This is a genomic window from Phytohabitans flavus, from assembly GCF_011764545.1.
Taxonomy (GTDB): Bacteria; Actinomycetota; Actinomycetes; order Mycobacteriales; family Micromonosporaceae; genus Phytohabitans; species Phytohabitans flavus.
Window position 1 is genome coordinate 4,378,038 of sequence record NZ_AP022870.1, and the last position, 23,708, is coordinate 4,401,745.

Here is a 23,708-nt window from a genome sequence, read left to right on the forward strand (position 1 = left end):
AGTCGGGGTTTCGGGCCGGCGGAGGAAGACATGAGCGGGAGTCGTGAGGCTACGGGCCTCAGCCACGACGGCGGACGAGCGCCGAGCGACGGAGCGTGGCAGGCACAGCCTTCAGCGCCGCACGAGCGAGCGAACCAGGAGACGCAGTGACCACCGCGACCCTCGCCCCGGACCGGTCGGCCACGCGCCGATCGGCCCGGGGTGGCCGCCGCCTCGACCGCTACTCCGGGTTGGGTCTCGGGGTCGCGATGCTGTGGTTCAGCCTGCTCGTGCTGATCCCGCTGACGGCCGTCGTGGTCACCGCCTCCGAGGGTGGCTGGGGCGGCTTCTGGGACGCGGTCACCAACGAGCAGACCGCGGCCGCGATCCGGCTGACCGTCGGCACCGCGCTCGGGGTCACGGTCGTCAACGTCGTGATGGGCACGCTGATCGCCTGGGTGCTGGTCCGGGACAGGTTCTTCGGCAAGCGGCTGCTGGAGATCCTGATCGACATCCCGTTCGCGCTGCCCACGATTGTCGCCGGCCTGGTGCTGCTCTCGCTGTACGGCCCGGAGAGCCCGCTCGGCATCGACGTGCACAACACCCGGATCGCGGTGTTCCTGGCGTTCCTCTTCGTCACGCTGCCGTTCATCGTGCGTACCGTGCAGCCGGTCCTGGCCGAGCTCGACCGCGAGGTGGAGGAGGCCGCGGCGTCGCTCGGCGCGAGCAGGTTCACCACGTTCCGCCGGATCATCCTGCCGAGCCTGACCCCGGCGATCGCGGCCGGCGCGGCGCTCTCGTTCGCCCGCGGGGTCAGCGAGTACGGCTCGCTGGTGCTCCTGTCCGGCAACCTGCCGATGCGCACCGAGGTCACCTCGGTCCGCATCCTCAGCAGCATCGAGAACGACAACCTGGACAACGCGTCCGCCGTCGCCGCGGTGCTGCTGGCCATCTCGTTCGCGGTGATCGTGATCCTCGACATCATCCAGCGGAGGGTGATCCGCCGTGGCTGAACGCCGTCCGGGACGATACGTCGCCCGCCTGATCGTCGTCGTCTACCTCTTCCTCCTGGTGGCCTGGCCGCTCTTCCTGGTCGGGCAGAACACGTTCGACGGCGGCCTGGAAAACCTCCGGAGCATCGTCGAGGACCCCGACGTCGTACACGCACTGCGGCTGAGCCTCATGGTCGCGGTCATCGCCGTGGTGATCAACACGGTGTTCGGCGTGGGCATCTCGCTGCTGCTGGTCCGCTACGAGTTCCCCGGAAAGCGGCTGCTCAGCGCGCTGCTCGACGTACCCCTGTCGGTGTCGCCGATCGTCGTCGGCCTCTCCCTCGTGCTCGTGTACGGCGGCCGCAACGGCTGGTTCGGCCCCACGCTGGAGGACGCCGGGATCCAGGTCATCTTCGCCACGCCGGGCATCGTGATGGCCACGGTCTTCGTCGCCCTGCCGCTGGTGATCCGGGAGGTCGTACCGGTCCTGGAGGAGGTCGGCGACGAGCAGGAGCAGGCGGCGCGGAGCCTCGGCGCCAACGGGTTCCAGACGTTCTGGCGGATCACCCTCCCGGCGATCAAGTGGGGCGTCACGTACGGCGTGGTGCTGAGCCTCGCCCGCTCGCTCGGCGAGTTCGGCGCGGTCAAGGTGGTCTCCGGCAACGTGCTCGGCGAGACCCGTACCGCCACGCTCGTGGTCGAGGAGAAGTACCTCAACTTCGACAAGGGTGGCGCCTACGCCACCGCGTTCCTGCTCGCCCTCGTGGCGGTCGCCGCGATCGTCGTCGTCTCCGTCCTCCGCCCGAAGGAAGAAGACCGTTGAGCATCGAGATTTCCAACGTCAGCAAGCGGTTCGGAAGCTTCGTCGCGCTTGACGACGTCTCCGTGAGCATCCCGTCCGGGCAGCTCACCGCGCTGCTCGGCCCGTCCGGTGGCGGCAAGTCCACGCTGCTGCGGATCATCGCCGGCCTGGAGCAGGCGGACAGCGGCAGCGTGCGGATCGAGGGCGTGGACGCCACCGGCCTGCCGCCCCAGAAGCGCAACGTGGGCTTCGTGTTCCAGCACTACGCGGCGTTCAAGCACATGTCGGTACGGCGGAACGTGGCCTTCGGCCTGGAGATCCGGCGGCGCCCGAAGGCGGAGATCCGCGAGCGGGTCGACGAGCTGCTGCGACTCGTCCACCTTGAACAGTTCGGCGACCGGCTACCCGCGCAGCTTTCCGGCGGCCAGCGGCAGCGCATGGCGCTGGCCCGCGCGCTCGCCGTCGAGCCGACCGTGCTGCTGCTGGACGAGCCGTTCGGCGCGCTCGACGCCAAGGTGCGCAAGGAGCTGCGCGACTGGCTGCGCCGGCTGCACGACGAGGTGCACGTGACCACGGTGTTCGTCACGCACGACCAGGAGGAGGCGCTGGAGGTCGCCGACGAGATCGTGGTGATCAACGACGGGCGCATCGAGCAGATCGGCACGCCCGACGAGCTGTACGACGCGCCGGCCAACGACTTCGTGATGCGCTTCCTCGGCCCGGTCACCCAGCTCGGCGACCAGCTCGTCCGCCCGCACGACCTGGTCATCCACACCGGCGACCCGGAGCCCGGCGCGGTGACCGGCCAGGTCAGCCGGATCACCCGGATCGGCTTCGAGATCCGCGTCGAGGTGACCACCGGGGACCAGGTTGTCGTGGTGACCCTGACCCGGACCAGATTCCGCGCACTGGACATCGAGGAGGGGCGACGGTGCGGGTCGGGCTGGCGCCCGAGGCGGTCGCTGACACGCTGCGCATCGGTTGAGGAGGCACGGTGCAGATCTCGGCACGCAGTGACTACGCCCTCCGGGCGCTGATCGCCACCGCCGGCTTCTCCGACGGCGGCCCCGTCTCGGCGTCGAAGCTGGCCGAGGCGCAGGCGATCCCACTCGGCTTTCTGCACGACATCATGTCCGATTTGCGCCGGGCCGGCCTGCTCACCAGCCAGCGCGGCACGGACGGCGGGTACACGCTGGCCCGCCCGCCGAACGAGATCACGGTGGGTGACGTCCTGCGCGCGATCAACGGGTCGCTGAGCACGGTCCGGGGGCTTCCCCCGGACCAGGTCAACTACCACGGGGTGGCGAGCGGCCTGCCGGAGCTGTGGCTGACCCTGCACGAGGCGATCGCGGACGTGGTGGACCGGACGACGCTCGCCGACCTGCTGCCGGGGCAATATCGGACCAGCGCCTGAGCCCCCAACTCGAGAGCTTTGGAGTTGGGGTGGCCTCGGCGTCTTGTCGCGGATAAAGATCCAAAATCAAGGGAAGGCGGGCTACCGCGATGTCCGTGGTGGTCCGGACCGTCGCTCCCGCGGCCTCGCCCTCCGCAGTTGGGCAAGCTCACCCCCAGGTCGTGGTCGGCCGACCGCGACCTTCGCCGCCGGGTCCGCGCTCCGGCCAGCCTTGACCTCGGCGGCTGGGCGGGGGTCCGCCCAGAGGGCGGCACACGCCCAAAGGGCGCCCGGTTTGCCTTGACCGGTGCTACAGCTGGAAGCCGTCCGGCAGATCGTGGTACCGAGCGGCCCCTCTGGAGCCTGTCGCAAAATTGCCCGACTACAGCGTGTGTCGAGAAAAACACGGCTGTGTCCGCCGCTGGCCGCCGAACGGCGGCCGGCGAGGGTCAACGAGACCCTCATTTCAAGCGAATCTGGCGATTCTGCGACAGGCTCCTGGGGGCAGTTGGGTACCACGATCTCTCGCGTACCCCACCGCGCCGATCAAGGAAGCGGGTCTGCGCGGTCGCTGCGGGATCAGCATCAGCCAGGACCACAGGCCCCACCTGGCGGCAAGGTCGCCTTTGGCCGCCGGCGCGGCCACTGTAGGAAGCAGAGCGAATGCGCCCGGCGCACCCACCGCTTTGCTCCTCGTCCAACGGCGGTCCCGGGCCGGGGTTGGGGTTGGGCTTGGAGCGCGGACGTGGCAGTGGAGGTCGGGGATTTCGGCGAGCGCTAGCGAGCCGCCGACCTGCGCGGTGCCCGCGGGAGCATACGGCCGGCGACTGACGCGGACCGGGGCAAAATACCTTGTCTCAAGAAATCGAATGTGACCCCGGCCTTGAAAGATCTCTGGAGGCGCGTCACCCCGGGCGGGTGATGGCCACCCACCCGGCCTCGCCGGACGATGCCGGCATGACGACGACACCCGACGTACGCACCGACGAACAGATCCAGCAGGACGTCCTGGCGGAGCTGCGGTGGGACGCCCGCGTGCAGCCCAACGAGGTGGCCGTCGCGGTACAGGGCGGCATCGTGACGCTCGCCGGCTGGGTGGACAACTACGTCAAACGGTGGGCGGCGGAACGCGCGGCCCAGCGGGTACGCAGCGTGGTCGCGGTCGCCAACGAGGTCGAGATCCGCCCGCCGGCCGCCGGTAACGAGCCCACCGACGCGAACATCGCCGGCGCCACGGTCCAGGTACTGGAGTGGAACGCGCTGGTCCCCTCGGACCAGGTCGAGGTCAGCGTCTCGGCCGGCCGGGTGACGCTGCGCGGCGAGGTCGAGTGGGAGTACGAGCGCCGCGAGGCCGAGCGCGCGGTCCGCGGCCTGGCCGGGGTGCGCGGGGTGACCAACTCGATCGCGGTACGGCCGCGGCGGCGGATCGAGCCCGAGGACCTGGAGCGCCGGATCGAGCAGGCGCTCCTGCGCAGTGCCGAGACCGACGCGGAGCGGATCATGGTGGAGCAGGACGGCGACAAGGTGATCCTGCGCGGCGCGGTGCGGTCCTGGCCGGAGCGGCGGGACGCCGAGCGGGCCGCCTGGTCGGCGCCGGGCGTGCGCTCGGTCGAAAACGACATCCGGATCGCGCCGTAAATCCTACCGCGCGCGCTCGTTGCGATGCGGTGCTGCCCGGTGCAGCGAGCGCGGAATGTACAGCCCGCGGCGGAGCGCGTAGACCGCTGCGAGGGTACGGGTGGGTGCGTCCAGCTTGGCCAGAATGTGCTCCAGATGCGTGGCGACGGTGCGCTCGGTGAGCTGGAACGCGCTGGCGATCCGCCGGTTGGAGCACCCCTCGACGACCAGGCCCAGCACCTCGAGCTCGCGTCGGGTGAGCCGGCCCAGGTCACCGGCGGGCGCGACGACCACCGCCGCGATGACGTGCGCCGGCGGCAGGTCCGGGCAGGCCAGCACCGTTACGCGCAGGTGGCGGTCCTCGCCGTCCGCGTCGTACGGGCAGAGGAAGGCGGCGTGCGCCATCCCGTCGAGCTGGCGCCGGGCAACGTCGAGCAGCCGGGAGCCGCGGGCGAGGATCGCGTGGTCGGACAGTCCGGGCAGCGCCTGCGTCCGCCCGTCGCGGGCCAGCAGCACTCCCGCGCCCGCGTCGCGGACCAGCCGGCCCGCCGCGCTGATCGACCGCAGCGGGTCCAGCGCGTCGGCCATCGTCGTGGAGAGGCTCCCGAGCAGGTGGCGGGCGCCGTCGGTGGGGTGCGCGGCGGTGTCGGTGTAGACGGCCATGATGCCGATGTAGCGGCCGTCCGATGTGGTCAACCGGACGCCGATGCCTTCGCGGAAGCCGGCCGGCGTCAGGTACTCCGCCCAGGAGCGGATCTCTTCCCTCGGCACGGACAGGTCGCGCAGCCGCATGGGCGGGCCGCTCCGGTGCAGGCCAAGCAGCTCGATGTCGTCGAGGTGATGTGGACTGTCCAGGTAGGACCGAACTTTTTCGTCGTAGCCCTCGAAGAAGAGCGAATGCTCGGCCCGGCGCTCCATGTCGAGCAGGTAAACGCGGGCCGCCTCGAATGGCACCACGCGCCGGATCGGGCTCAGCAAGGCCTCCGCCCGCTCCGCGACTCTCGCGGGAGCGGCCGCTACCGAGGCCACCTCGGTGGCGATTTCGAACGCCCCCGAGCGCATAAGGCATCGCCTCCCAGGACAGCCTAGTACGAAAGCGCGTTCCCCAAAGGGTTCGTTTTAAACCGGTACCCCATCGGTAATCCTGCGGATTGGCACATCGCCTGCGACGGTGTCGAATGGTTCGGGTGCTCTCCAGAATTATCGACTACCGTGAACTGGTGGAACAGGCCTGTCGCGCCATCCGCGCCGACCCACGGCTAGGACCGGCGCTCGGGATCGCGCGCGCGACGGCGCGTGATCCGCTCAAGGCGGCACTTACGATGTTGGTCGGCGAAACCCTCGCACGCCGGGCGGAACGCGCCGTGGCCGGATTCGTCGCCTTCGTCGGCCCACACCGCCTCACCTCAGACGAGTACGACCGGCTGGCGCACTATGTGCTTTCCGCCGCACTGGCCCGGCAGGTCGGCCCGGACCGGCTGATCCTCATCGGCACGACCCTCACCTCGGTCCGGGCGGCCGTCCTACCAGGACAGCCCCGCCGCTGAAGCCCCCATCCACCGCGTCCCTCAACGCGGTGTCCACATTGACCTCCGCCAGCTTGATCGCGGCTGGCGACGCGGCGTCTGACCTGGTGTAACCCAACTTCCTGAACCTGCCTGGCGGGCGGGTGAGGGTGGCTCCCCCAACCCTGGTGAAGCGGCTGAACTCACCCGGGCCGGGCGATCACGCCTCACCTGCGCGGTGGCCACGCTCGAAAGCGCAACGGTCATCATCCGTCAGGAAGGACTGAAGGCAATGACCACCGCCGTTGCTGTACGTAGCGACGAGGAAATCCAGCAAGATGTGATGGCGGAGTTCAGCTGGGACGCCCGCCTCCAGCCGAACGAGATCGGCGTCGCGGCGAGGGACGGCATCGTCACCCTCACCGGCTCGGTCGACACCTTCGTCAAGAAGTGGGCCGCCGAGCGTGCCGCCCAGCGGGTGCGCGCTGTGCGCGCGGTGGCGAACGACATCGAAGTGCGTTTGCCCAGTTCCGCCGAGCGCTCGGACGCCGACGTGGCGGCCGCGGTCACCCGTTCCCTGGAGTGGGACGCGCTGGTGCCGGCCGACCGTATCGACGTGACCGTCTCGAAGGGATGGATCACGCTGCGCGGCGAGGTCGAGTGGGAGTACCAGCGCCGGACCGCGGAGCGCGCCGTCCGAGGGCTCTCCGGCGTCCGCGGGGTCACCAACTTCATCGCGGTACGCCCGCGCGTGCAGCCGGTCCCCAGGGAGCTGGAGCGCCGGATACAGGAAGCGCTGGTGCGGAGCGTGGAGACCGACGCCAACAACATCCAGATCAGGATCGACGCCGGCCAGGTCACGGCGACCGGCACCGTGCGGTCCTGGATGGAGAAGCAGGAGGCCGAGCGGGTGGTCTGGTCCGCACCGGGCGTCACCTCGGTGATCAACCGGATCACCATCGAGCCTTGACCAAGCGAGCGAGGGCCCGGGCCGGCGACGGTCCGGGCCTATCGGGAGGGCAGCCGGATGGCCACGAACAAACCACACGGGTACCTCGGTGACACCATCGAGAAGACCGACGTCCTGCTCAAGGACATCGAAAGCGAGCTAGGCCTGCCGAAGGAGCGGCGCGACCTGTCGTACAAGGCGATGCGCGCGGTGCTGCACGCGCTGCGCGACCGGCTCGGCGTCGAAGAGTCCGCGCAGCTCGCCGCCCAGCTGCCGACGCTGGTGCGGGGCGCCTACTACGAGGGCTGGCAGCCGGAGACGGTACCGGTCAAGATGAGCCGCGAGGAGTGGCTCCAGCGCGTGTACGTGGAGTGCCCGCTGGACGTCAAGGGCGGCACCCCGCGACTGGTGCAGGCGGTGCTCGGCTCGCTGAGCCGGCACGTCACGCGCGGCGAGTGGGACGACGTACGCGCCAGCCTGCCCGACGACTACGCGTCGATGATTCCCTGACCCGCGAACGTTAGCCCCCGGGCGCGCGGCCGAGGCGGGCCAGGTGCTCGTGGACGAGGCGGATCGCCAAAGCGCCCTCGCCCACAGCCGAGGCGACGCGCTTGATCGAGCCGCTGCGCACGTCGCCCACCGCGAACACGCCCGGGGCGCTCGTCTCCAGCAGGTCCGGCGGCCGGGTGCCCTCGACGGGGGCACCGACCGCCGGGCCAGTACGCACGTAGCCGTGCTCGTCCAGCGCCACGTGACCGCCCAGCCAGTCCGTACACGGCTGGGCGCCGATGAAGACGAAGAGCAGGCCGGCGTCGAGCGAGCGGCGGGCCCCGGTGGGTAGGTGCTCGACCACCACCGACGCCAGCCGGCCCTCGGTGCCGGCCAGCTCGCACACCTCGCTCTCGCGTAGCACCTCGACGCGCTCGTCCCGCTCGATCTGGTCGACGAGGTACCGGGACATGTCCCTGCCGAGGTCGCCGTGCCGGGTCACGAGCCGTACGGACTGGGCGTGCTGTACCAGGTAGACGACCGCCTGGCCGGCCGAGTTGCCACCACCCACCACGACCACCGGCCGCTTGGCGCAGAACCGAGCCTCCACCACGGTCGCCGCGTAGTAGACGCTGGTCCCCTCGAAGTCGGCCAGCCTCGGCAGGTCCAGCCGGCGGTAGCGGGCCCCGGTGGCGACGACCACGGTACGGGCGCGCACCTCCTCGTCCCGCCCGTCGACCCGCACCACGTGGTACCCCTCCCGCCGCTCCAGCCCCACGACCGCCGCCGGGGCCGCGATCGCCGCCCCGAACTTCTCCGCCTGCATCACGGCCCGGTCGGCGAGCTCGACGCCCGAGATGCCGGCCGGGAAGCCGAGGTAGTTTTCGATCCGGGGCGAGGTGCCGGCCTGCCCGCCGGCGCCGACCGCGTCCAGCACGACGATGTCCAGCCCCTCGGAGGCGCCGTAGACCGCGGCGGCCAGGCCGGCCGGGCCGGCGCCGGCGATGACCACGTCGACCATCGCGCCGGGCAGCTCGTCGACCGCCCCGGGGCCGATCAGCCGGGCCAGCTCGGCGTTGGTGGGGTTGCGCAGCACCTGGCCGTCCCGCCAGATGACGACCGGGGTGTCCTCCGGGCCGACGCTCATCTGCCGCAGCAGCCGCTCGGCGCCCGCGTCCTCTTCCAGGTCGGTCCAGGTGTGCGGGGTGCGGTTCCGGGCGGCGAACTCGCGCAGCCGCCGCGTGCCCGGCGAGAACCGCGACCCGATGATCCGGATGCCGGCGACGCTGCCGAGCAGCTGCTCGCGGCGGCGCAGGAAGGCGCGCAGAATCACGTCGCCCAGGCGCGGGTCGCGGGCCACAAAGTCGAGCAGGGCCGGCACCGGTACGGCGAGCACCTCGCCCGGCTCGCGGACGACCGCGGAGACGAAGGAGGGCTGCCCGGTCAGCAGCCCCATTTCGTCGAGGAACCAGCCCGGACCATGCACCCCGATCTGCCGTTCCTCAGCCGTCCCGTGCCCTTCGACCACCGCGACCGTGCCGCTCACCACCACGAACAGGTCCCGGTGCCGCTGGCCCTCCTGGGTGAGCAGGTCACCGACCTGGGTCCGGCGCCGCTCGCCGTACCCGCGCAGCTCCTCGATCTGCTCCCCGTTCAGCCGGGAGAACCCCGCGCCGCCGTCGGTCGGTTCCACGGTTCTCCTCGGGGTGGTGGCTCACGCGTTGGCGGGAGGGTCGATGGGCGGCCCGTCCCCGGTGGGAAGCGGCCCTGGGACGCCCGGCGCCGGCGGTCCTGCCAGTACCAGAGCGTGACAAGGATGACCGCACCGCCGGCGAGCATCACGATCACGCCGGCCGCTTGCAGGTTGATCCACCAGGGATTTACCTGGATGGCGAACGCCAGGACGGCGCCGAGCGCGATCAGGAAGATTCCCCCGCCGATACCCACTACTCAAATGCCTCCGCCGCGTTGGGGGACGGACCATGCCTCCGCCGCCGCTTTGGGACCGATCCAACCGAACGTATCTCGGTCCTCGAATGCCGCGTCTTCCCTGGTCACCCAGCCTGGGTGGGGTCGCGTCACCCGGTGCCGGCGTTGCGTGGAGACATGGTCAAGGACGTCAACATCGCCGTGATCTACTACTCGGCGACCGGCAACGTGCACCGCCTCGCTGAGGCGGTGGCCGAAGGGGCGGTCAAGGCCGGCGCGCACGTGCGGGTGCACCGGGTGTCCGAGCTGGCGCCGGATACCGCGATCGACGCCAACCCCGACTGGCGCGCGCACGTCGACCAGACCCGGGACGTGGTGCCCGAAGCGAGGCTGGACGACCTGGCCTGGGCGGACGGCTACGCGTTCGGTTCGCCGACTCGCTTCGGCATGGTGGCCGCGCAGCTGAAGCAGTTTCTGGACCAGGCCGGCGGGCTGTGGCTCAACGGTGTGCTCACCGACAAGCCGGCCACCGCGTTCACGTCCAGCATCAACCGGCACGGCGGCCAGGAGACCACGCTCGTGTCGCTGTACAACCTCTTCGCCCACTGGGGCTCGATCATCGTCCCGCCCGGCTACACCGACCCGGTCCTGTACGAGGCGGGCGGCAACCCGTACGGCGTCTCGTGGCCGACCGGCCAGCCGCCCGAGCTGCCGAACGACCAGACCCTGCGGGCGGCGCAGTACCAGGGGCAACGCCTGGCCGACATTACCCGGCGCCTGATGCCGAAGGAGTCAACCCGATGACGTCGACGCTGGTCGACGGTCGACCAACCGTGACCATAGCCTCGTTCCGCGACTACGCGTCCGCCCAGCAGGCGGTGGACCTGCTCTCGGACAACGGATTTCCGGTACAGCGGGTGGCCATCGTGGGCACCGGCCTGCGGATGGTGGAGCAGATCACCGGCCGCATGACAATGGCCCGCGCGGCACTGTCGGGTGCCGCGACCGGCGCCTGGATCGGCCTGCTGATCGGCCTGCTGCTGGGCATCTTCGCCAGCGGCAGCTGGTGGTGGGTGCTGATCACGGCCCTGGTGCTGGGCATCGTCTGGGGTGCGGCCTTCGGCGCGGTCGCGCACGGGCTGAACGGCGGGCGCCGGGACTTCTCGTCCCACAGCGGGCTGCGAGCCACCGCGTACGCCGTGGAGGTCGACTCGGCCCGCGCGGACGAGGCGCTACGCGTGCTGGACCGCGCGCGGCACCAATGACCGCCAGCGTCAGGACGGTCGGGCGGGCTGTCCTGGCGCTGGCCTCACCGCTGCGGAGTCGCGGGCACCCCCGTGCAGCGCGACGTCCCGCCGTTCCACAGTGACCAGACGATGTGGAGGGCCTAGAGTGTCTTGCGCATCTGCTGGGTGACCACACGGTAACCGGACGTGGCGTAGAGGCTCATCGCTACCGGGTTGTGGCCGAAGACGTTCAGCTCCAGCTCGGCCAGGCCCTGTGCGCGGACCGCCTCCTCGGCGGCGGCCAGCAGCGCCCGGCCGTAGCCGGCGCCACGAAACTCCGGCTCCACCTCGATGTCGTAGAGGAACGCGCAGCCGGCGGCGCCGTCCGGATGTCCGAGTCTGATCCACAGCCGCCCGATCGGGGTGCCGTCCGGGCGCACGCCCTTGAGCAGCAGCATCCCCTCGGTGGCGAGGCCGTCGGGCAACAGCGCGTCGTTGGCGGTCAGGGCCCGTTCGAGCGCGGTTTCGGCGGCCCACGATCCGGCCGCGACCTTCGAGTCGGCAAAGCGCCGGGCGATCGCGTACCGCCACTGCGCGAACTCGGCCTGGGTCATGGGCCGTACCGACAGCTCTGGCATGGCAAGATCGTGACACATGCCCCCGCCGACCGCGTCTCCATTACCGCCGGACCCGCACTGCGAGCACCGGCGGGCGCTGCTGTCCGGGATCGCGCGGCGGCTCCGCGCGGCGGGTATCGAGTCGGCGTTCGGGCCACTGGAGTCGTACCGGGACTTCTACGGGGTACTGCCCGCCGGCACGACCGGGCTTGTGTGCGAGCAGCCGCCGACGACCGCGCGACTCCAGGTCACGGCCATCCGGGTACGCCACACGCTGCCGCCCGGGCAGGGTGGCCTCTCCCCCGACCGGCGCTCCTGGGTGCGCGACGCGGACGTGACGTACGACCTCCACGGCGGCGGGGAGCCGGCCTTCGAGGTCACCATGCTGGAGGACCCGGACGACGGGCTGGGGCACAGCCGGGACACCTCCGCGCAACGCACGGTCACCGGCGACGAGCAGGCCGTAATCGATGCCGCTCGACTCTGGTACGGCTACCGGCACACCCTGCGCGGCACCCTGCCCACGGCAGACCCGCGGCGCGAGCGGACCCGGCTGCGGCGGGAGGTGGAGAAGCGGGACGCTGCCGCGTCGGCCCCCGACCTGCGCACCGAGCTGGCCGGCGCGCTCGTGCCGGCCCGGGACGCGCTCGCCGCCGACCTGGCCCGCCTCGACCCCGGCCTGCTCTGCTGGCACTTCCCGCGCGAGCGGAGCGGACGCTACGCGCGCCGGGCGGTGGTGGCGCTGGCCCGGTACGGCCCTGACCCGGGCAAGCGCGGGCCGTGGCTGACCGCCCGGGTACGGGACGGGTCGCTCGCGCTCGGCATCGACCAGCTGATCGGCGTCAACCAGGACCACCGGTGGGACACCGCGCCGTGGCTGTGGAGCACCGCCGGCCGTGGGGCGACCGCCGCCGACCGCTGGCAGGTGGTGAGCCCGGAGGAGGCGCGCCCGCTCACCGACCTCCTCGACGCGTACGACGTGGCCGCCGCGCTGGAGACCGCCGGGGTATGCGTGGACGGTGACGTGGCGGCGCTGCTCGACGGCTTCCCGACCCGGTACCTGCGCGCCGCGCACACCGAGGCCTGGGTCACCGCCCTCTACACCCAGCTCGCCCGCTCGGCGCCGTGGCGGTTCGCGGCCGCGTACGACACGTGGCGGCGCGAGCGGGCCGGGCTGGGGCGGCCGGCCACCGGACCGGTACCCCTCTTCGGCCTGACCGGCCTCAACCAGCAGCGGCGCCCGATGCTCGCCCTGGACCAGCGCGCCGGCGTGCCGATACTGCGCATGGTCTGGACCGGCAGCAACGCCCGGCTGTCCCGGGTCCTGTGGGAGCGCCCGGCCGACCTGGACGCCGCCCTCGCGGGCCTGGCGACGCCGATGCCGACGGCGCGGTGAAGTCGCCCGGCCGGTCGCGCCGGCACGGATTGGTCACGGTCTCGCGCGCGCTCTCGGCGGTGGTGCCGTCGGCCGCCCTGCCCAGCACCCACCAGGTGATCTGCCCGTAGCGCAGGCCGGTGCGGCTGCCTCGGGCGGCGCTGCCCGTGGTCACGGTCATCGCGGCGCTCTCGGTACCGGACTGGGCGCTGCGCCAGACGAGCCGGCTCGCGGTCATCGTGTGGCTGGCGGTCGCGTCGGCCGAGAGCGTGTACGTGACCCGGTCCGAGCCGCACCGCACGCCACCGCTCGCCGCGACGCTGAACGCCGCCTCGACCTCTGGCTCAGGATCTGGGTCCTTTGTGGACGGCGTGGGTGCGACGATGGTGGGTCCGGTCGGCTCGCTGGCGACCGGCACCGGCGATCTGGTGGCCCGTGGCGTGGGCGGTGCGGAGGAGGCCGAGGGTGCGACCGGCGGCGTGGGCGGACCAGGAGCGGCCGACGGTACCGGCGACGCTGATCCGCTCGCCAGCTCGGGCGGCGGGACCGGCTCGCCGGGCCGGGTCAGCACGACCACGACAAGCACCGCCACGACCGCCGCCGCGCCGGCCGCCGCCCACGTGCTCGGCCGCCGGGACGACGGAAACCCGTCCCGGCCGAGCTTGACGTCCGGCGGCCCGGCCGGGCGCCAAGAGGCGGCGGGCAGGACGGTGAACGGGACGGCCACGTACCCGGTCAGCAGCGCCGCCGGGCTCAGCAGCGTGCCCCGGCTGGCCCGGCAGCGGGCACACCCGTCGACGTGCCGGCCGAGCCGCTTGCGCAGCAGCGGGGTGAGCCGCCCGTCCCAGCCGGGATGCAGCTCGCGCAGCGCCGGGCAGGCCGCCGCGCGGGCCACGAGCAGCACGCCGAGCGCGCGTTCGAGCTGGGACCTGGCCCGGGAGAGCCGGGCGTGCGCGTGGTTGGCGGAGACGCCGAGCACCGCGCCGACGTCGACCGCGGACAGCCCGTGCCGCAGCGCCAGCTCGATCACCTCGCGGTCGCCGTCGCCGAGCCCGGCCGCGGCCGCGTGCACCAGCTCGCGTACCTCGGCGGCCCGCACGCCCGCCCCGAGATCGGCGGTGTCCGCGCTGGCGTCCTCGAGCTCGGCCGGCGCCTCCCGCCGCCGGTCCCGGATCTGGCGCAGGCACTCGTGGCGGGCGATCGCGTAGAGCCACGGCAGCAGCCGCTCCGGCTCGCGCAGCTGCCCGGCTCGCCGCCCGGCGATGACGAACGTGTCCTGCACCGCGTCCGCCGCCGCGTCGGCGTCGCGCAGGGTCGCCCGGCAGTACGCGTACAGCCGGGGTGCGTAGCGGCGGTAAGCGCCGTCGAGGCCCCGCGGGTCGCCGGCGACCATCGCCGCCACCAGCGCGCGGTCGTCCATGTCCGGCACGGTAGCTCCCCTTCGCACCCCGGCTGTCCGGTGTCAGATCAGCAGGTCGCCGATGTGCCAGGCGATCGCCGTCGCGTGGTCCTCCGGGTTACTCAGCTCCTCGCGGTTGATGAGCACGGCGATCGAGATGCCGTCGTCCGGGAAGACCAGCAGGTGCGCGTCCGAGCCGAGCTGACCGCCGGACTTGGTCGCGTACCGGTGGCCGCCCTTGGTATCCACGTCCCAGCCGTACGCGTAGTCCCAGCCCTCGGCGGTGCCGTCCCAGATGTGGTCCGTATCGGCGACCACGTTGCCGGCGATCATCGCGTTGCCGAAGCGGGCCATGTCGCGCACGTTCGACTCCAGGCCGCCGCCCAGCGTCTTCCAGCTGATCTGGTCCGGGGTCGCCTCGGTGTTCGACGGGCCCTTGTAGATCTTCGCCCGGCGCACCTCGGTGTCGTCCGGGTCCTCCTGCCGCAGCGTGGTCAGGCCGAGCGGGTCGCTGATCTCCTGCCGCACGAGGTCCTTGACCGGCACGCCGGTCGCCGCTTCGAGCCCGGCCCCGAGCACCGTGTACCCGTGGGTGCTGTACAGCTCCGAGTCACCCGCGGTGCAGTTGGTCGAGACGGCGCCACCGGTCCAGGAGCGCAGCGGGTCGTCGTCGAACTCCGCGACCGCGGTACGCGCGTCCGGGTACTCGGTCGCCGCGAGGTGGCTGTCCGTCGCCAACTCCGCGTCGTACTGCGCCGGGTCCAGCGTCTTCAGCGACGAAGACTTGTTGCCGGCGTAGTGGCGCACGCAGCCGCGGTTGCTGGCCAGCTGCTCCAGCGTGGCGTCGTGCTGGTCGTTCAGCGGCTCGTAGTAGTGCTCCGCGCTCAGGTCACGGTCGACCTGGTCGCCGGGCTTTTCGTGCAGCCGCATCGTGAGCGCGCCGCCGACCGCCTTGGCGACCGACGCCCACCGCATCACGTGATCGGAGTCCATCCACACGTCGCCGGCGATGTCCGCCTTGCCGAAGCCGCGGGTGTAGGTGAACACGCCGTTCTCCATGACCGCCACGGCGACGCCCGGCACGCTGTCCTCACCCATCTCCGCCTGGATGAACTTGTCCACTTCCGGCCGCTCCGGCCAGTTTGGACGGTCGCTGTTCTGCCGCCAGATGGAGGCGTACTTCACGCCGCCCGCGGTCTGGTACCGCCCGACGAAGATCTGCCGGTAGCCCTCGTCGGCGTCGAGGTGCCAGTTGTTCCCGTACTGGTGCGCGCTCATCTCCCGCCGCCCGCGCCAGTCGCGGCCGTTGGCGTTCTCCACGAAGATGCCGCCGAACAGCTGCTGCCCGTCCGCCGCCGAGTCGATCGAGAGGCTCCGGAACCCGCTGCCGGCGTAACCGTTGAAGGTGGCCGCGTACTGCGCCGAGGTGAGGTCGCCGTGCAGGTGCCAGTCCAGCCCTTCCGGGTTGTCGAGGAACACGACGCCGTACCGGATCCCGTCCGAGGTGCGGTACATGTCGAAGTCGATCGGCATCCGCCCGGCCCGCCGCTGCTCGTGCTGGCGCGCGTTCAGCTCGGCGAGCGTGAGCCCGTACCAGGTGGTCCAGCCGAGCCCCTCGACGTTTTCCACCCAGGCAGCGGCGAAGTACCACTCGCCGCCCACGGCGTACATCTCCCGGTCGACCAGGCGCAGGCCGTCCTTTTTCGCGTCGGCCGCGGCGTCCGTGTACTCGGCCTTTGTCATCTTCCCCTCGGCCCGCCAGTCCCGGCCGTCGAGGTTCCGCTGTACGGCGCTGGCGAACCACGGCTTCCCGCTGAACCCGTCCGCCTCGATGTCGACGGGTAAGAAGCCGATCTCCTTCCAGTGCGCCATGTCCTGCTCGAACCCGTCCAGCGTGCGCTCGCGCAGCTCGGCCCAGTTGACCTCGTCCGGGTCGAACACGGCCGACGGCTGTCCGGGGTGGGCGTTGGCCACCGGCCCGCCGGCGACGAGCGCGGCGGCCACACCGGCCAGCGCGACGCCGGCGACCGCGAGGCGGGTGCGGCGGCGCAGCCGCCGGGCCCGCCGCCAGGCCTGCGAAAGGTAGAGCATGTTCCCTCCTGGTGTCGTGGGTTGACACCGGAACGAGCCCTCCGCGCCGCGCTCACCAACAGGTTTCGACTGTCACCTACCCGACACGCGGCGTGGTTGACGTTGTCGAACTTTCCAGGGCGGCGCGACCTGGGGTTCTGTGGCAGACTCGCGCACTTATGAACGCCCAACAGCTGCAAACCCAGCAAACACTCATCGTGCGGCAACGCATCCGCATGATGGTCAACCAGTACGAGGTGCACGCGGCCGGTCCGGACGGGTCCGAGGCCGGGATGCTCGCGTTCGCGCAGCAGAAGCGGATGGCCTTCAAGGAGCAGGTCACCCTCTACACCGACGACACCAAGCAGCAGCCGGTGCTCGGGTTCAAGGCCCGCAAGGTGATGGACCTCGGCTCGGCGTATGACGTGACCGACCCGTCCGGCGCGGCGATCGGTCTGTTCCGCAAGGACTTCAAGCGGTCGCTGCTGCGGTCGACCTGGATCGTGGAGCAGCCCGGCCTGCCGCCCGCGACCGGCCAGGAGCGCAGCCAGCTCGTGGCGATCCTGCGCCGCTTCGCCGAGGGACTGTCGTGGCTGCCGTACCACTTCGACTTCGTCTTCGAGGGCGGCCAGCCGGCGTTCTCGGTCGTGAAGAAGTGGGGCCTGCGCGACAAGTACGTGGTGACCATCCACGAGCCACGCCTCGACCGGCGCATGGTCATCGCGATGGCGGTGGGTCTGGACGCGCTCCAGGGCCGCTGAAACTCCGTTGCCGCAACGGATCGGCGACCCTTACCGTCGGTACCAACAGCTTGTGGCCAGCTGCGGCCGGCGCCCTGTCGCGGGCGCTGGCCCCACGCGGCCGGCGGACACCTCTCTCGCCCGCCGGCCGTCGTGGTTCCTCCACTGTGGAGAGTGTCAGCCTTCCTTCACCGGAAACCACGTGCCCTTGTCGGCGATCGTGGCAAACCGCAAGCCGTCGGCGATCGCCTTGATCTGGTCCGCGGAGAGGGTGCCGGACTGGTCGTACACCTCGGCGTAGTACCGGCCGTCGATCTTCACGTCGCAGAAGTACTTGCCCTCCGGGCAGGGCGGGTTGAACGGGTGCCGGTACGGCCCCTCGGTGTCGACCGGGTTCACCGAGATGCGGATCGCCGGGGCATCCGGGAGGTTCAGCTCGCGCTGGCCAGCCAGCGCGGTGGTGTTCGCCGGGACGTACAGCAGCAGCGCCATCGGCGCGTCGCCGCTCACGAGGCCCCGGGTGCCCGCGCTGGCCAGCTTCCAGCCGTCCGGCACGTGGGTCACCTTGACCGGAAGCTTCACGCTCGCCGGCTCCCGGGTGGCGAACCGCTCGGCGAGCTGCCGCAGCACGTCGGCCGGCACGGTGTGCTGGGCGAGGTAGTCGGCCTCGATGGTGGCCCAGGCGCCGTCCGCGTACTGCCAGGCGATGGCCGGCACGTCGAACGTCTTGGTGACCGGGTCCTTCCGGGACTCAAGGTCCGGCCCGCCCACCTGCACCTTCTGCGGCAGGGTGGTCGCGAAGCCCTCCCGCCCGCCGATGGTCACCGCGGTGCCGGCGCGGAACTTGTCCGGGCTGAAGGCGCCTTGGCGGTACACGGTCAGCGTGCCGGCGTCGAGCGTGACGTCCGGGCCCTCGCCGACGTCCACGTTGGACCGCTGGAGGAGCGTCCGCTCGTAGCTGGGCGTGACCTCGATCGGGTCCACGATGTGGAAGTCGCCGATGGCGTACCCGCTGAAGGTGGTGGTGAACGCCGGAACCACCGCGGCCGCCGCGGAACCGAACGGCCCGGCCTCGACCGAGTCGACGGGGTCGTTCCCCGCCGGCAGCAGGGTCGCTACGCCGAGGACCACCGCGGTCACGCCGCAGGCGACGCCGGCGCCCCGCACGTACCAGCGGTTTCGCACCCGCCGGCGGCCGGCCCGCACGATCTCGTCCACGCTCACGCGTACCGGTGGCGCGTCCGCCTTGGCGTCCTCCAAGAGTTGACGCATGTCGTTCATCGTTCTCCTTGTTCGCTATCCGATGGCCGCGTGAAAGTCGTGGTGGCCAAGTGCGGCCCGCAGCGCCTCCAGGCCCTTGGCTGTCTGGCTCTTGACCGTGCCGGTGCTCCGGCCGAGCACCTGGGCGGTCTCCTCGACGCTCAGCTCCTCGTAGAACCGCAGCACCAGGACCGCCCGCTGCCCGCGCGGCACCCGGAGCAGCGCCTCCCGCACGTGGGCGTGGTCCTCGGGGTCGATCCGGTCCGGCGCGGGCCGGTCGAGCAGGTCGGGGCTGGTGGATCGTTCGCGCCGCCACGGCCGCCGCGTCTCGTCGATCGCGGCGTGTATGACGGTGCGGCGGGCGTACGTGTACGGCGCGCTCACCCGGCTCCACCGGACGTACAGCTTGCTGAGGGCGGTGGATACCGCGTCCTCGGCCGCCTGCCAGTCACCGCAAGTGAGGTACGCCAGCCCGCGCAACGACTCCATCCGGCCGGCGACGAACTCGCGGAACTCGTCCTCGTCGCGCTGGTTCACTCGTGTTGGCTCCTTCCGTCGGGATCCAGACGGAAGTCGCCACGTGCGAGGTTGCCCGGCCGGAGAAAAGTTTTAGCCGACCTGTCCGGTGACCGTGGCGCGACTACCTGTGACAGTCGCGGTGACCGGCGTGAAGGCGTGCGTGCGGAGGGCGCCCGAGACCTGGGCGGCGATCGCCGCGACGGCGGCGTGGGTGGGTCGCTCGGCGAATACGCGCAGGGTGCCCCCGGGGGCGAGGAGGCGGCCGATCTGGCCGAGCAAGCCGGGCGGGGTGGCCAGCCAGAAAAGGCTCACGTTTACCGCGAAGATCGTGTCGAACGAGTGGTCCGGCAGCTCGGCCGCGGCGGCGTCCTCGGCTGCCGTTATGTCGAGGTGCCGGACCTCGACCTTGCCGGTACGGATCTGGGTGGCGTTGCGCTCGCGTGCCTGACGTACCGCGCTCGCCGCCCGGTCGATGGCGAGGATCCGCCCCTCCCGGAGCCGCTCGGCGACGAGCGCGGTGGCCGTACCGGCCCCGCACCCGATCTCCAGGAGGCGGTCGGACGGGCCCACCGCGAGGGCCTCCACCACCCAGCGCTGCCGCTCGACCACGCGGAGCGGTGCCGACGTCACCGCGCCGTCACCCGCCATGGTCGAAGACTACGTCGGCGTGCGCGGCCTCAGCTGGTGTTGAAGTTGTCGTCGACGTCGCCGCACAGGTGGTGCATCGTCTCGTCGAGTACGGTCCGGACGTTCTCCGGGTCCAGGTTGACGCCCTCGGCGTTGACCGCCACGTGCACCCGGCTACCGCCCGCCGGGTCGTCCTCGACGCGCGCGGTGCCTTCCACGTACGGCGGCTTGAGCGTGCGCACCGTCATCCGCTTTTCTTCCACCACCCTGTCGACCTGGCACTCGGTCGAGCCGATCGGGGAGACGAAGCGTACGCGGTCGGGCCCGCGCCACTGCATCCGCACGCCGAACGGCAGCCACCGGTACACGCGGTCGGGGTCGGTGAGGTTGTTGAAGACCACCTCGGACGGCGCGTGGAACCCGTACCTGTCACTGATCTCCATGCCTGTGTCATACCCAGTGCGGGCGCGGTTACCGGGGACCGCCGCGGGTATCCCGAACACATGTCTGACCGCACTCGCAGTGAGAGCACGGAGACACTGACCGAGGAAATCCTGCGCGACGGTGGCCCCACGCGCGGCCACGGCGCCGTTACCACCACGGGTGGCACCGCCGGGCCGGCCAGCGTACGTCGCCGACCGAACCGGAGCACTAGGGACAAAAAGGTCGCGCCGACCACCACCGGCGACGCGACGAGCGGCGGGATGAGCACCCCGGCGAGCGGCGCGACGAGCGACGGTACGACCGGCGGAGCGACCTCGGGCAACTTCACTGACCGTTGAGGCCCGATGTCGTCGGCCGCGCCGATGAGTTTTCCGCGACCCCGGAGTCTGACCCTCGCGAGATACGAGATACGACTTCGAGGAGCGGCACCATGAGTGACACCACCACGACCGGCCGGTACGCCGACGTCAACGGGCTCCACCTCTACTACGAGACCCACGGCACGGGGCGGCCGCTGATCCTGCTGCACGGCGGCCTCGGCGCCGGCGGGATGTTCGGCCCGATCTTGCCCGCGCTCACCGAGCGCCACCAGGTGATCCTGCCCGACCTGCAAGGGCACGGCCGCACGGCCGACATCGACCGGCCGATCGACATCGCGCTGATGGCCGACGACATCGCGGCGCTCATCGACCACCTGGGCCTCGACCGTCCCGACGTGGCCGGTTACTCGCTCGGCGGCGGGGTGGCGCTGCTGACCGCGATCCGGCACCCGGAGAAGGTCGGTCGCCTGGTCAGCGCCTCCGCGCACATCCGCACGGACGCGCTCCCCGCGGAGATGCGCGAGCAGCAGGGCCAGGTCAACGCCGCGGCGGCGGAGTTCCTGAAGGAAACGCCGATGTACCAGACGTACATGGAGCTCGCACCGCGCCCGGAGGACTTCCCGCGGCTGCTCGACAAGATGGGCGAGGCGATGTCGCACGACTTCGACTACACCGAGGAGGTACGCGGCCTCCAGATGCCGACGCTGATCGTGGCCGGCGACGCGGACATGGCCCCGCCGAGCCACTACGTCGAGGTCTTCAAGCTGCTGGACGGCGGCCTGCGGGACGGCGGCTGGATGAGCGAGGGGCGGCCGAAGGGCGGGCACGCGCTGGCGATCCTGCCCGGGCTCACGCACTACAACCTGTTCGCGTCGCCCCTCTTCGCCGCGGTGACGCTCGCCTTCCTGGACCCGGAGGAGACCAGCTGGGTGGGCTAGCTTTCCGGGCGTGAAAGGCCCGTCCGCGGGTACCGGTCAGGTGTGGAAGGACTTGGCGAACCGGTGGCCTACACCGTCCTGCCGGACCGTGCACCCGTGCTCGACAGTGACCGGGTCTTCGTCGGCCTGGTGGAACACGTCCTGGCTGACGAGGGGCAGGACATCTTCCACGGCCTGATCGTGCGTACCCCGGACGGGCCGCGCTTCGCCGACCGCGAGCAGATCGCCGAGATGCACAGCGGCGGAGCGCTGCTGACCGTGCCCGGCACGGACCTGCGCGAGCCGAGCGCCGACCCGGTCGCCGGCGATGCCGAGCGCCCGGTCAGCGAGCGGCTCCAGCGCGCGTGGGAGTGGCTGAAGAAGCCCCAGTAGCCCTCCCCCACGCTGGTTGGTGCGTGACCAGCCCCACTCTTGAACTAGTTCAAATCCAGGGCTACCTTGACTGTGATTTGAACTAGTTCAAATCCAGGGGGTCGTGGGGATGTCCAAGCCGCCCGGTGCGCCGCCGGCGCACGGTGAGCGCACACGCGAGCTGATCGTCCAGACCGCGCTGCGGCTGTTCGCCGAGCGGGGCTACGAGCGCACCACGATGCGCGCCATCGCCGACGCCGCCGGCCTGTCGGTGAGCAACGCGTACTACTACTTCCGCTCCAAGGACCAGCTGGTCCAGGAGTTCTACGCGGAGATCCAGCGCCGGCACCGCGAGGAGGCGGCGGAGGCGTTGGGCCGCGACGGTTTCGTCGACCGCCTGCGCGGGGTGCTGCACGCGGGCGTGACGGTGATGGCGCCGTACCACGACTTCGCCGGCTCCTTCGTCGGTGTCGCGATCAACCCACGGTCCGGGTCGAGCCCGTTCAGCGACGAGTCGACGGCCGCCCGGGAGGCCGCGATCGGCCTGTTCCGCGACGTCGTCGAGGGCGCGAAGCCGGCCGTCGACCGCCAGGTCCGCGCCGACCTGCCCGAGCTGCTGTGGCTGGCCTACCTCGGCGTGACGCTGTACTGGGTGCACGACACGTCGTACGAGCAGGACCGCACCCGGCGGCTGATCGACCTGGCCACCCCGTTCGTGGCGCGACTGATCCGGCTCAGCCGGCTGCCCGGCATGCGCCCGATCACCACCGACCTGCTGTGGCTGGTCCGGAAGGTGCGCTCGTGAGCACGTGGAGCCAGGCCCTGCTCGACCTGCTGATCTGTGTCGGCCTGCTGGTCGTGATGCCGCTCGGCCTGCGGCTACTGCCCGCGTCGGGGCTGGCTGGCGTACGCCGGCTGTGGTTCGCCGCCGCCGCGCCGGCCGCCGTCTCCGTGTGGCTGCCGCGCGGCTGGCTCGCGGCGGTGCTGGCCGCCGCGTACCTGCCGGCGGCCGCGGCGCTGCTGCTGAGCGCGGCCCGCGTGGTCCTCTCGCGACGCCTGCCCCTGCCGCGTACCGTCGCGGTCGCCACCGCGCTGGCCGGGCCGACGGTCGCCGGTTGCGCGCTGGTGGCCGAGCGGGCGGGCGTGCACCTCTTCGGGTTCGACCTCGACGTGCTGGCGCTGACCGTGGCCCACTTCCACTACGCCGGGTTCGCCGCCGCGCTCGTCGCCGGCCTTGTGTGCGGTGTGGACGGTGACGGTCCGGCCGGGCGCCTCGCGGCGGTCTCGGTGCCGGCCGGCATCGCGGTGGTGTTCGCGGGCTTCTTCACCGGCGAGTGGGTCGAGCTGGCCGGCGCCGCCCTGCTCACCGCCGGCATGTGGCTCGTCGGCTGGCTCACCTGGCGCCGGGCCCGCGCCGGCGCGGCGACCCGCGGGCTGCTCGTGACCTCCGCGGTCACGCTCACGGCCACGATGGTCCTGGCCCTCGTGTGGGCGCTCGGGCAGGCCGCCGACCTCCCGCACCTGCCGCTTTCCTGGATGGTCGCGACGCACGGGCTGGCCAACGCGCTCGGCTTCGCACTCTGCGCACTCATCGCCTGGCAACGGATAGGAGCGGGCAGCGAATGGGGAGTATCGGGAGTGAGGACGGAATGACACTGACCACGTACCCGGAAACGGGCGCCACACTGCGCGGACCGCTGCCGGCGGGATACCGCCACCTGAGGCGCCGCATGCGGGTGGGCGCCGGCGCCAAGGCGTACGCGAGTGCGGTGGAGGCGGTGCTGACCTGGCGGATGCACAAGGCGATGGGGGTACGCGTCCAGGCCTCCGCGCCCCGCGCCGCCGCCGGCGTCACCGTGACCACCCGACCCAGCCTCGGCCCGGTCGGTCTCGACGCGCCGTGCGTCGTCGTGTGGGCCGAGCACGGCGAGCGGCAGGGCGGGTTCGGGTACGGCTCGGTCGGCCGCCACCCGTTGCGTGGCGAGGAGGCGTTCGTCGTCACGCGGGACGAGGACGACACCGTGTGGCTGGAGATCGTCGCGTTCAGCCGCCCGGTGCTCTGGTGGCTGCGGCTGGCCGGCCCGCTGCTGCCGGTGTTCCAGCGGTTCTACGCCCAACGCTGCGGTGCCGCCCTGCGGCGGCTGGTGCGGTCGGAGGCGTAGCGAGA

26 protein-coding genes and 1 pseudogene are annotated in these 23,708 nt (G+C 71.7%); 17 read left to right on the forward strand and 10 right to left on the reverse strand.

Annotated elements, in window-relative coordinates:
• Window positions 1-146 precede the first annotated feature (146 nt).
• From cysT to Pflav_RS19100, 5 genes are all read left to right on the forward strand, one after another.
• A complete protein-coding gene (gene cysT / locus Pflav_RS19080) occupies window positions 147-992 on the forward strand; it encodes a sulfate ABC transporter permease subunit CysT (RefSeq protein WP_173037353.1) in 846 nt (281 codons plus the stop codon).
• Complete coding sequence (locus Pflav_RS19085; RefSeq protein WP_173037354.1) at window positions 985-1,794, forward strand: sulfate ABC transporter permease; 810 nt, start codon at window positions 985-987, stop codon at window positions 1,792-1,794. Before cysT ends, Pflav_RS19085 begins: the two co-directional genes overlap by 8 nt.
• Complete coding sequence (locus Pflav_RS19090; RefSeq protein WP_173037355.1) at window positions 1,791-2,810, forward strand: sulfate/molybdate ABC transporter ATP-binding protein; 1,020 nt, start codon at window positions 1,791-1,793, stop codon at window positions 2,808-2,810. Before Pflav_RS19085 ends, Pflav_RS19090 begins: the two co-directional genes overlap by 4 nt.
• Complete coding sequence (locus Pflav_RS19095; protein ID WP_173037356.1) at window positions 2,768-3,187, forward strand: RrF2 family transcriptional regulator; 420 nt, start codon at window positions 2,768-2,770, stop codon at window positions 3,185-3,187. The genes Pflav_RS19090 and Pflav_RS19095 overlap by 43 nt, the downstream gene beginning before the upstream one ends.
• Window positions 3,188-4,123: 936 nt before the next feature.
• The gene (locus tag Pflav_RS19100) at window positions 4,124-4,804 is read left to right on the forward strand and encodes a BON domain-containing protein (RefSeq protein WP_173037357.1); all 681 of its coding nucleotides are present in this window, start codon (window positions 4,124-4,126) and stop codon (window positions 4,802-4,804) included.
• 3 nt (window positions 4,805-4,807) lie between these two features.
• On the opposite strand, the gene Pflav_RS19105 is transcribed toward Pflav_RS19100, so the two are convergent.
• The gene (locus tag Pflav_RS19105) at window positions 4,808-5,845 is read right to left on the reverse strand and encodes a helix-turn-helix transcriptional regulator (protein ID WP_173037358.1); all 1,038 of its coding nucleotides are present in this window, start codon (window positions 5,843-5,845) and stop codon (window positions 4,808-4,810) included.
• A gap of 158 nt (window positions 5,846-6,003) precedes the next feature.
• Here Pflav_RS19105 and Pflav_RS19110 point away from each other — a divergent pair, with 158 nt between their 5' ends.
• The 3 genes from Pflav_RS19110 to Pflav_RS19120 all read left to right on the forward strand — a co-directional run bounded on the left by Pflav_RS19110 (window position 6,004) and on the right by Pflav_RS19120 (window position 7,747).
• Window positions 6,004-6,330 carry a hypothetical protein gene (locus Pflav_RS19110; RefSeq protein WP_173037359.1) on the forward strand — a complete coding sequence of 109 codons (327 nt, stop codon included), beginning with the start codon at window positions 6,004-6,006 and terminating at the stop codon, window positions 6,328-6,330.
• A 250-nt stretch (window positions 6,331-6,580) separates the two neighbouring features.
• Window positions 6,581-7,258 carry a BON domain-containing protein gene (locus tag Pflav_RS19115; protein ID WP_173037360.1) on the forward strand — a complete coding sequence of 226 codons (678 nt, stop codon included), beginning with the start codon at window positions 6,581-6,583 and terminating at the stop codon, window positions 7,256-7,258.
• Between the two features lie 57 nt (window positions 7,259-7,315).
• Complete coding sequence (locus Pflav_RS19120) at window positions 7,316-7,747, forward strand: DUF2267 domain-containing protein (protein ID WP_173037361.1); 432 nt, start codon at window positions 7,316-7,318, stop codon at window positions 7,745-7,747.
• Window positions 7,748-7,757: 10 nt separating this feature from the next.
• On the opposite strand, the gene Pflav_RS19125 is transcribed toward Pflav_RS19120, so the two are convergent.
• Together Pflav_RS19125 and Pflav_RS19130 are read right to left on the reverse strand one after the other, a co-directional pair.
• Complete coding sequence (locus tag Pflav_RS19125; protein ID WP_197938633.1) at window positions 7,758-9,419, reverse strand: FAD-dependent oxidoreductase; 1,662 nt, start codon at window positions 9,417-9,419, stop codon at window positions 7,758-7,760.
• Complete coding sequence (locus tag Pflav_RS19130) at window positions 9,380-9,673, reverse strand: DUF6458 family protein (protein ID WP_173037362.1); 294 nt, start codon at window positions 9,671-9,673, stop codon at window positions 9,380-9,382. The genes Pflav_RS19125 and Pflav_RS19130 overlap by 40 nt, the downstream gene beginning before the upstream one ends.
• Before the next feature lie 159 nt (window positions 9,674-9,832).
• On the opposite strand from Pflav_RS19130, the gene wrbA reads away from it, so the two are divergent.
• Together wrbA and Pflav_RS19140 are read left to right on the forward strand one after the other, a co-directional pair.
• The gene (gene wrbA / locus Pflav_RS19135) at window positions 9,833-10,459 is read left to right on the forward strand and encodes an NAD(P)H:quinone oxidoreductase (RefSeq protein ID WP_173042525.1); all 627 of its coding nucleotides are present in this window, start codon (window positions 9,833-9,835) and stop codon (window positions 10,457-10,459) included.
• Window positions 10,456-10,920 carry a YflT domain-containing protein gene (locus Pflav_RS19140; RefSeq protein WP_173037363.1) on the forward strand — a complete coding sequence of 155 codons (465 nt, stop codon included), beginning with the start codon at window positions 10,456-10,458 and terminating at the stop codon, window positions 10,918-10,920. The genes wrbA and Pflav_RS19140 overlap by 4 nt, the downstream gene beginning before the upstream one ends.
• Before the next feature lie 122 nt (window positions 10,921-11,042).
• On the opposite strand, the gene Pflav_RS19145 is transcribed toward Pflav_RS19140, so the two are convergent.
• The 3 genes from Pflav_RS19145 to Pflav_RS19155 form a co-directional block, all read right to left on the reverse strand.
• Complete coding sequence (locus tag Pflav_RS19145) at window positions 11,043-11,519, reverse strand: GNAT family N-acetyltransferase (RefSeq protein WP_173037364.1); 477 nt, start codon at window positions 11,517-11,519, stop codon at window positions 11,043-11,045.
• Window positions 11,520-12,721: 1,202 nt separating this feature from the next.
• Window positions 12,722-14,293: a sigma-70 family RNA polymerase sigma factor gene (locus tag Pflav_RS19150; RefSeq protein ID WP_173037365.1), complete on the reverse strand. Its 1,572-nt coding sequence runs from the start codon at window positions 14,291-14,293 to the stop codon at window positions 12,722-12,724.
• Window positions 14,294-14,335: 42 nt separating this feature from the next.
• Entirely contained in the window at window positions 14,336-16,363 is a 2,028-nt protein-coding gene (locus Pflav_RS19155; RefSeq protein ID WP_173037366.1) for a serine hydrolase, read from the reverse strand.
• A 158-nt stretch (window positions 16,364-16,521) separates the two neighbouring features.
• On the opposite strand from Pflav_RS19155, the gene Pflav_RS19160 reads away from it, so the two are divergent.
• Complete coding sequence (locus Pflav_RS19160) at window positions 16,522-17,103, forward strand: LURP-one-related/scramblase family protein (RefSeq protein WP_173037367.1); 582 nt, start codon at window positions 16,522-16,524, stop codon at window positions 17,101-17,103.
• 156 nt (window positions 17,104-17,259) lie between these two features.
• Here Pflav_RS19160 and Pflav_RS19165 read toward each other — a convergent pair whose 3' ends face one another.
• The 4 genes from Pflav_RS19165 to Pflav_RS19180 form a co-directional block, all read right to left on the reverse strand.
• Window positions 17,260-18,363, reverse strand: coding sequence for a hypothetical protein (locus Pflav_RS19165; protein ID WP_173037368.1), 1,104 nt, complete (start codon window positions 18,361-18,363; stop codon window positions 17,260-17,262).
• A gap of 15 nt (window positions 18,364-18,378) precedes the next feature.
• On the reverse strand, window positions 18,379-18,879 hold the full coding sequence (locus Pflav_RS19170; protein ID WP_173037369.1) for a SigE family RNA polymerase sigma factor: 501 nt from the start codon (window positions 18,877-18,879) through the stop codon (window positions 18,379-18,381).
• A 72-nt stretch (window positions 18,880-18,951) separates the two neighbouring features.
• On the reverse strand, window positions 18,952-19,509 hold the full coding sequence (locus tag Pflav_RS19175; RefSeq protein ID WP_173037370.1) for a class I SAM-dependent methyltransferase: 558 nt from the start codon (window positions 19,507-19,509) through the stop codon (window positions 18,952-18,954).
• Between the two features lie 29 nt (window positions 19,510-19,538).
• A complete protein-coding gene (locus Pflav_RS19180; RefSeq protein ID WP_173037371.1) occupies window positions 19,539-19,931 on the reverse strand; it encodes an SRPBCC family protein in 393 nt (130 codons plus the stop codon).
• Window positions 19,932-20,036: 105 nt separating this feature from the next.
• Between Pflav_RS19180 and Pflav_RS19185 the strand changes: the two are divergent.
• The 6 genes and pseudogenes from Pflav_RS19185 to Pflav_RS19210 form a co-directional block, all read left to right on the forward strand.
• Window positions 20,037-20,270, forward strand: a pseudogene (locus Pflav_RS19185) (hypothetical protein); the annotation flags it as partial.
• Between the two features lie 92 nt (window positions 20,271-20,362).
• Window positions 20,363-21,190 (forward strand): alpha/beta fold hydrolase, encoded by an 828-nt coding sequence (locus Pflav_RS19190; protein WP_173037372.1) that lies wholly within the window; start codon window positions 20,363-20,365, stop codon window positions 21,188-21,190.
• A 63-nt stretch (window positions 21,191-21,253) separates the two neighbouring features.
• Complete coding sequence (locus Pflav_RS19195) at window positions 21,254-21,562, forward strand: hypothetical protein (protein WP_232071630.1); 309 nt, start codon at window positions 21,254-21,256, stop codon at window positions 21,560-21,562.
• 109 nt (window positions 21,563-21,671) lie between these two features.
• Window positions 21,672-22,346, forward strand: coding sequence for a TetR/AcrR family transcriptional regulator (locus Pflav_RS19200; protein WP_173037374.1), 675 nt, complete (start codon window positions 21,672-21,674; stop codon window positions 22,344-22,346).
• Window positions 22,343-23,194 carry a YndJ family protein gene (locus tag Pflav_RS19205; RefSeq protein WP_197938634.1) on the forward strand — a complete coding sequence of 284 codons (852 nt, stop codon included), beginning with the start codon at window positions 22,343-22,345 and terminating at the stop codon, window positions 23,192-23,194. Before Pflav_RS19200 ends, Pflav_RS19205 begins: the two co-directional genes overlap by 4 nt.
• Complete coding sequence (locus Pflav_RS19210) at window positions 23,191-23,703, forward strand: DUF1990 family protein (protein ID WP_173037375.1); 513 nt, start codon at window positions 23,191-23,193, stop codon at window positions 23,701-23,703. The genes Pflav_RS19205 and Pflav_RS19210 overlap by 4 nt, the downstream gene beginning before the upstream one ends.
• Window positions 23,704-23,708 lie beyond the last annotated feature (5 nt).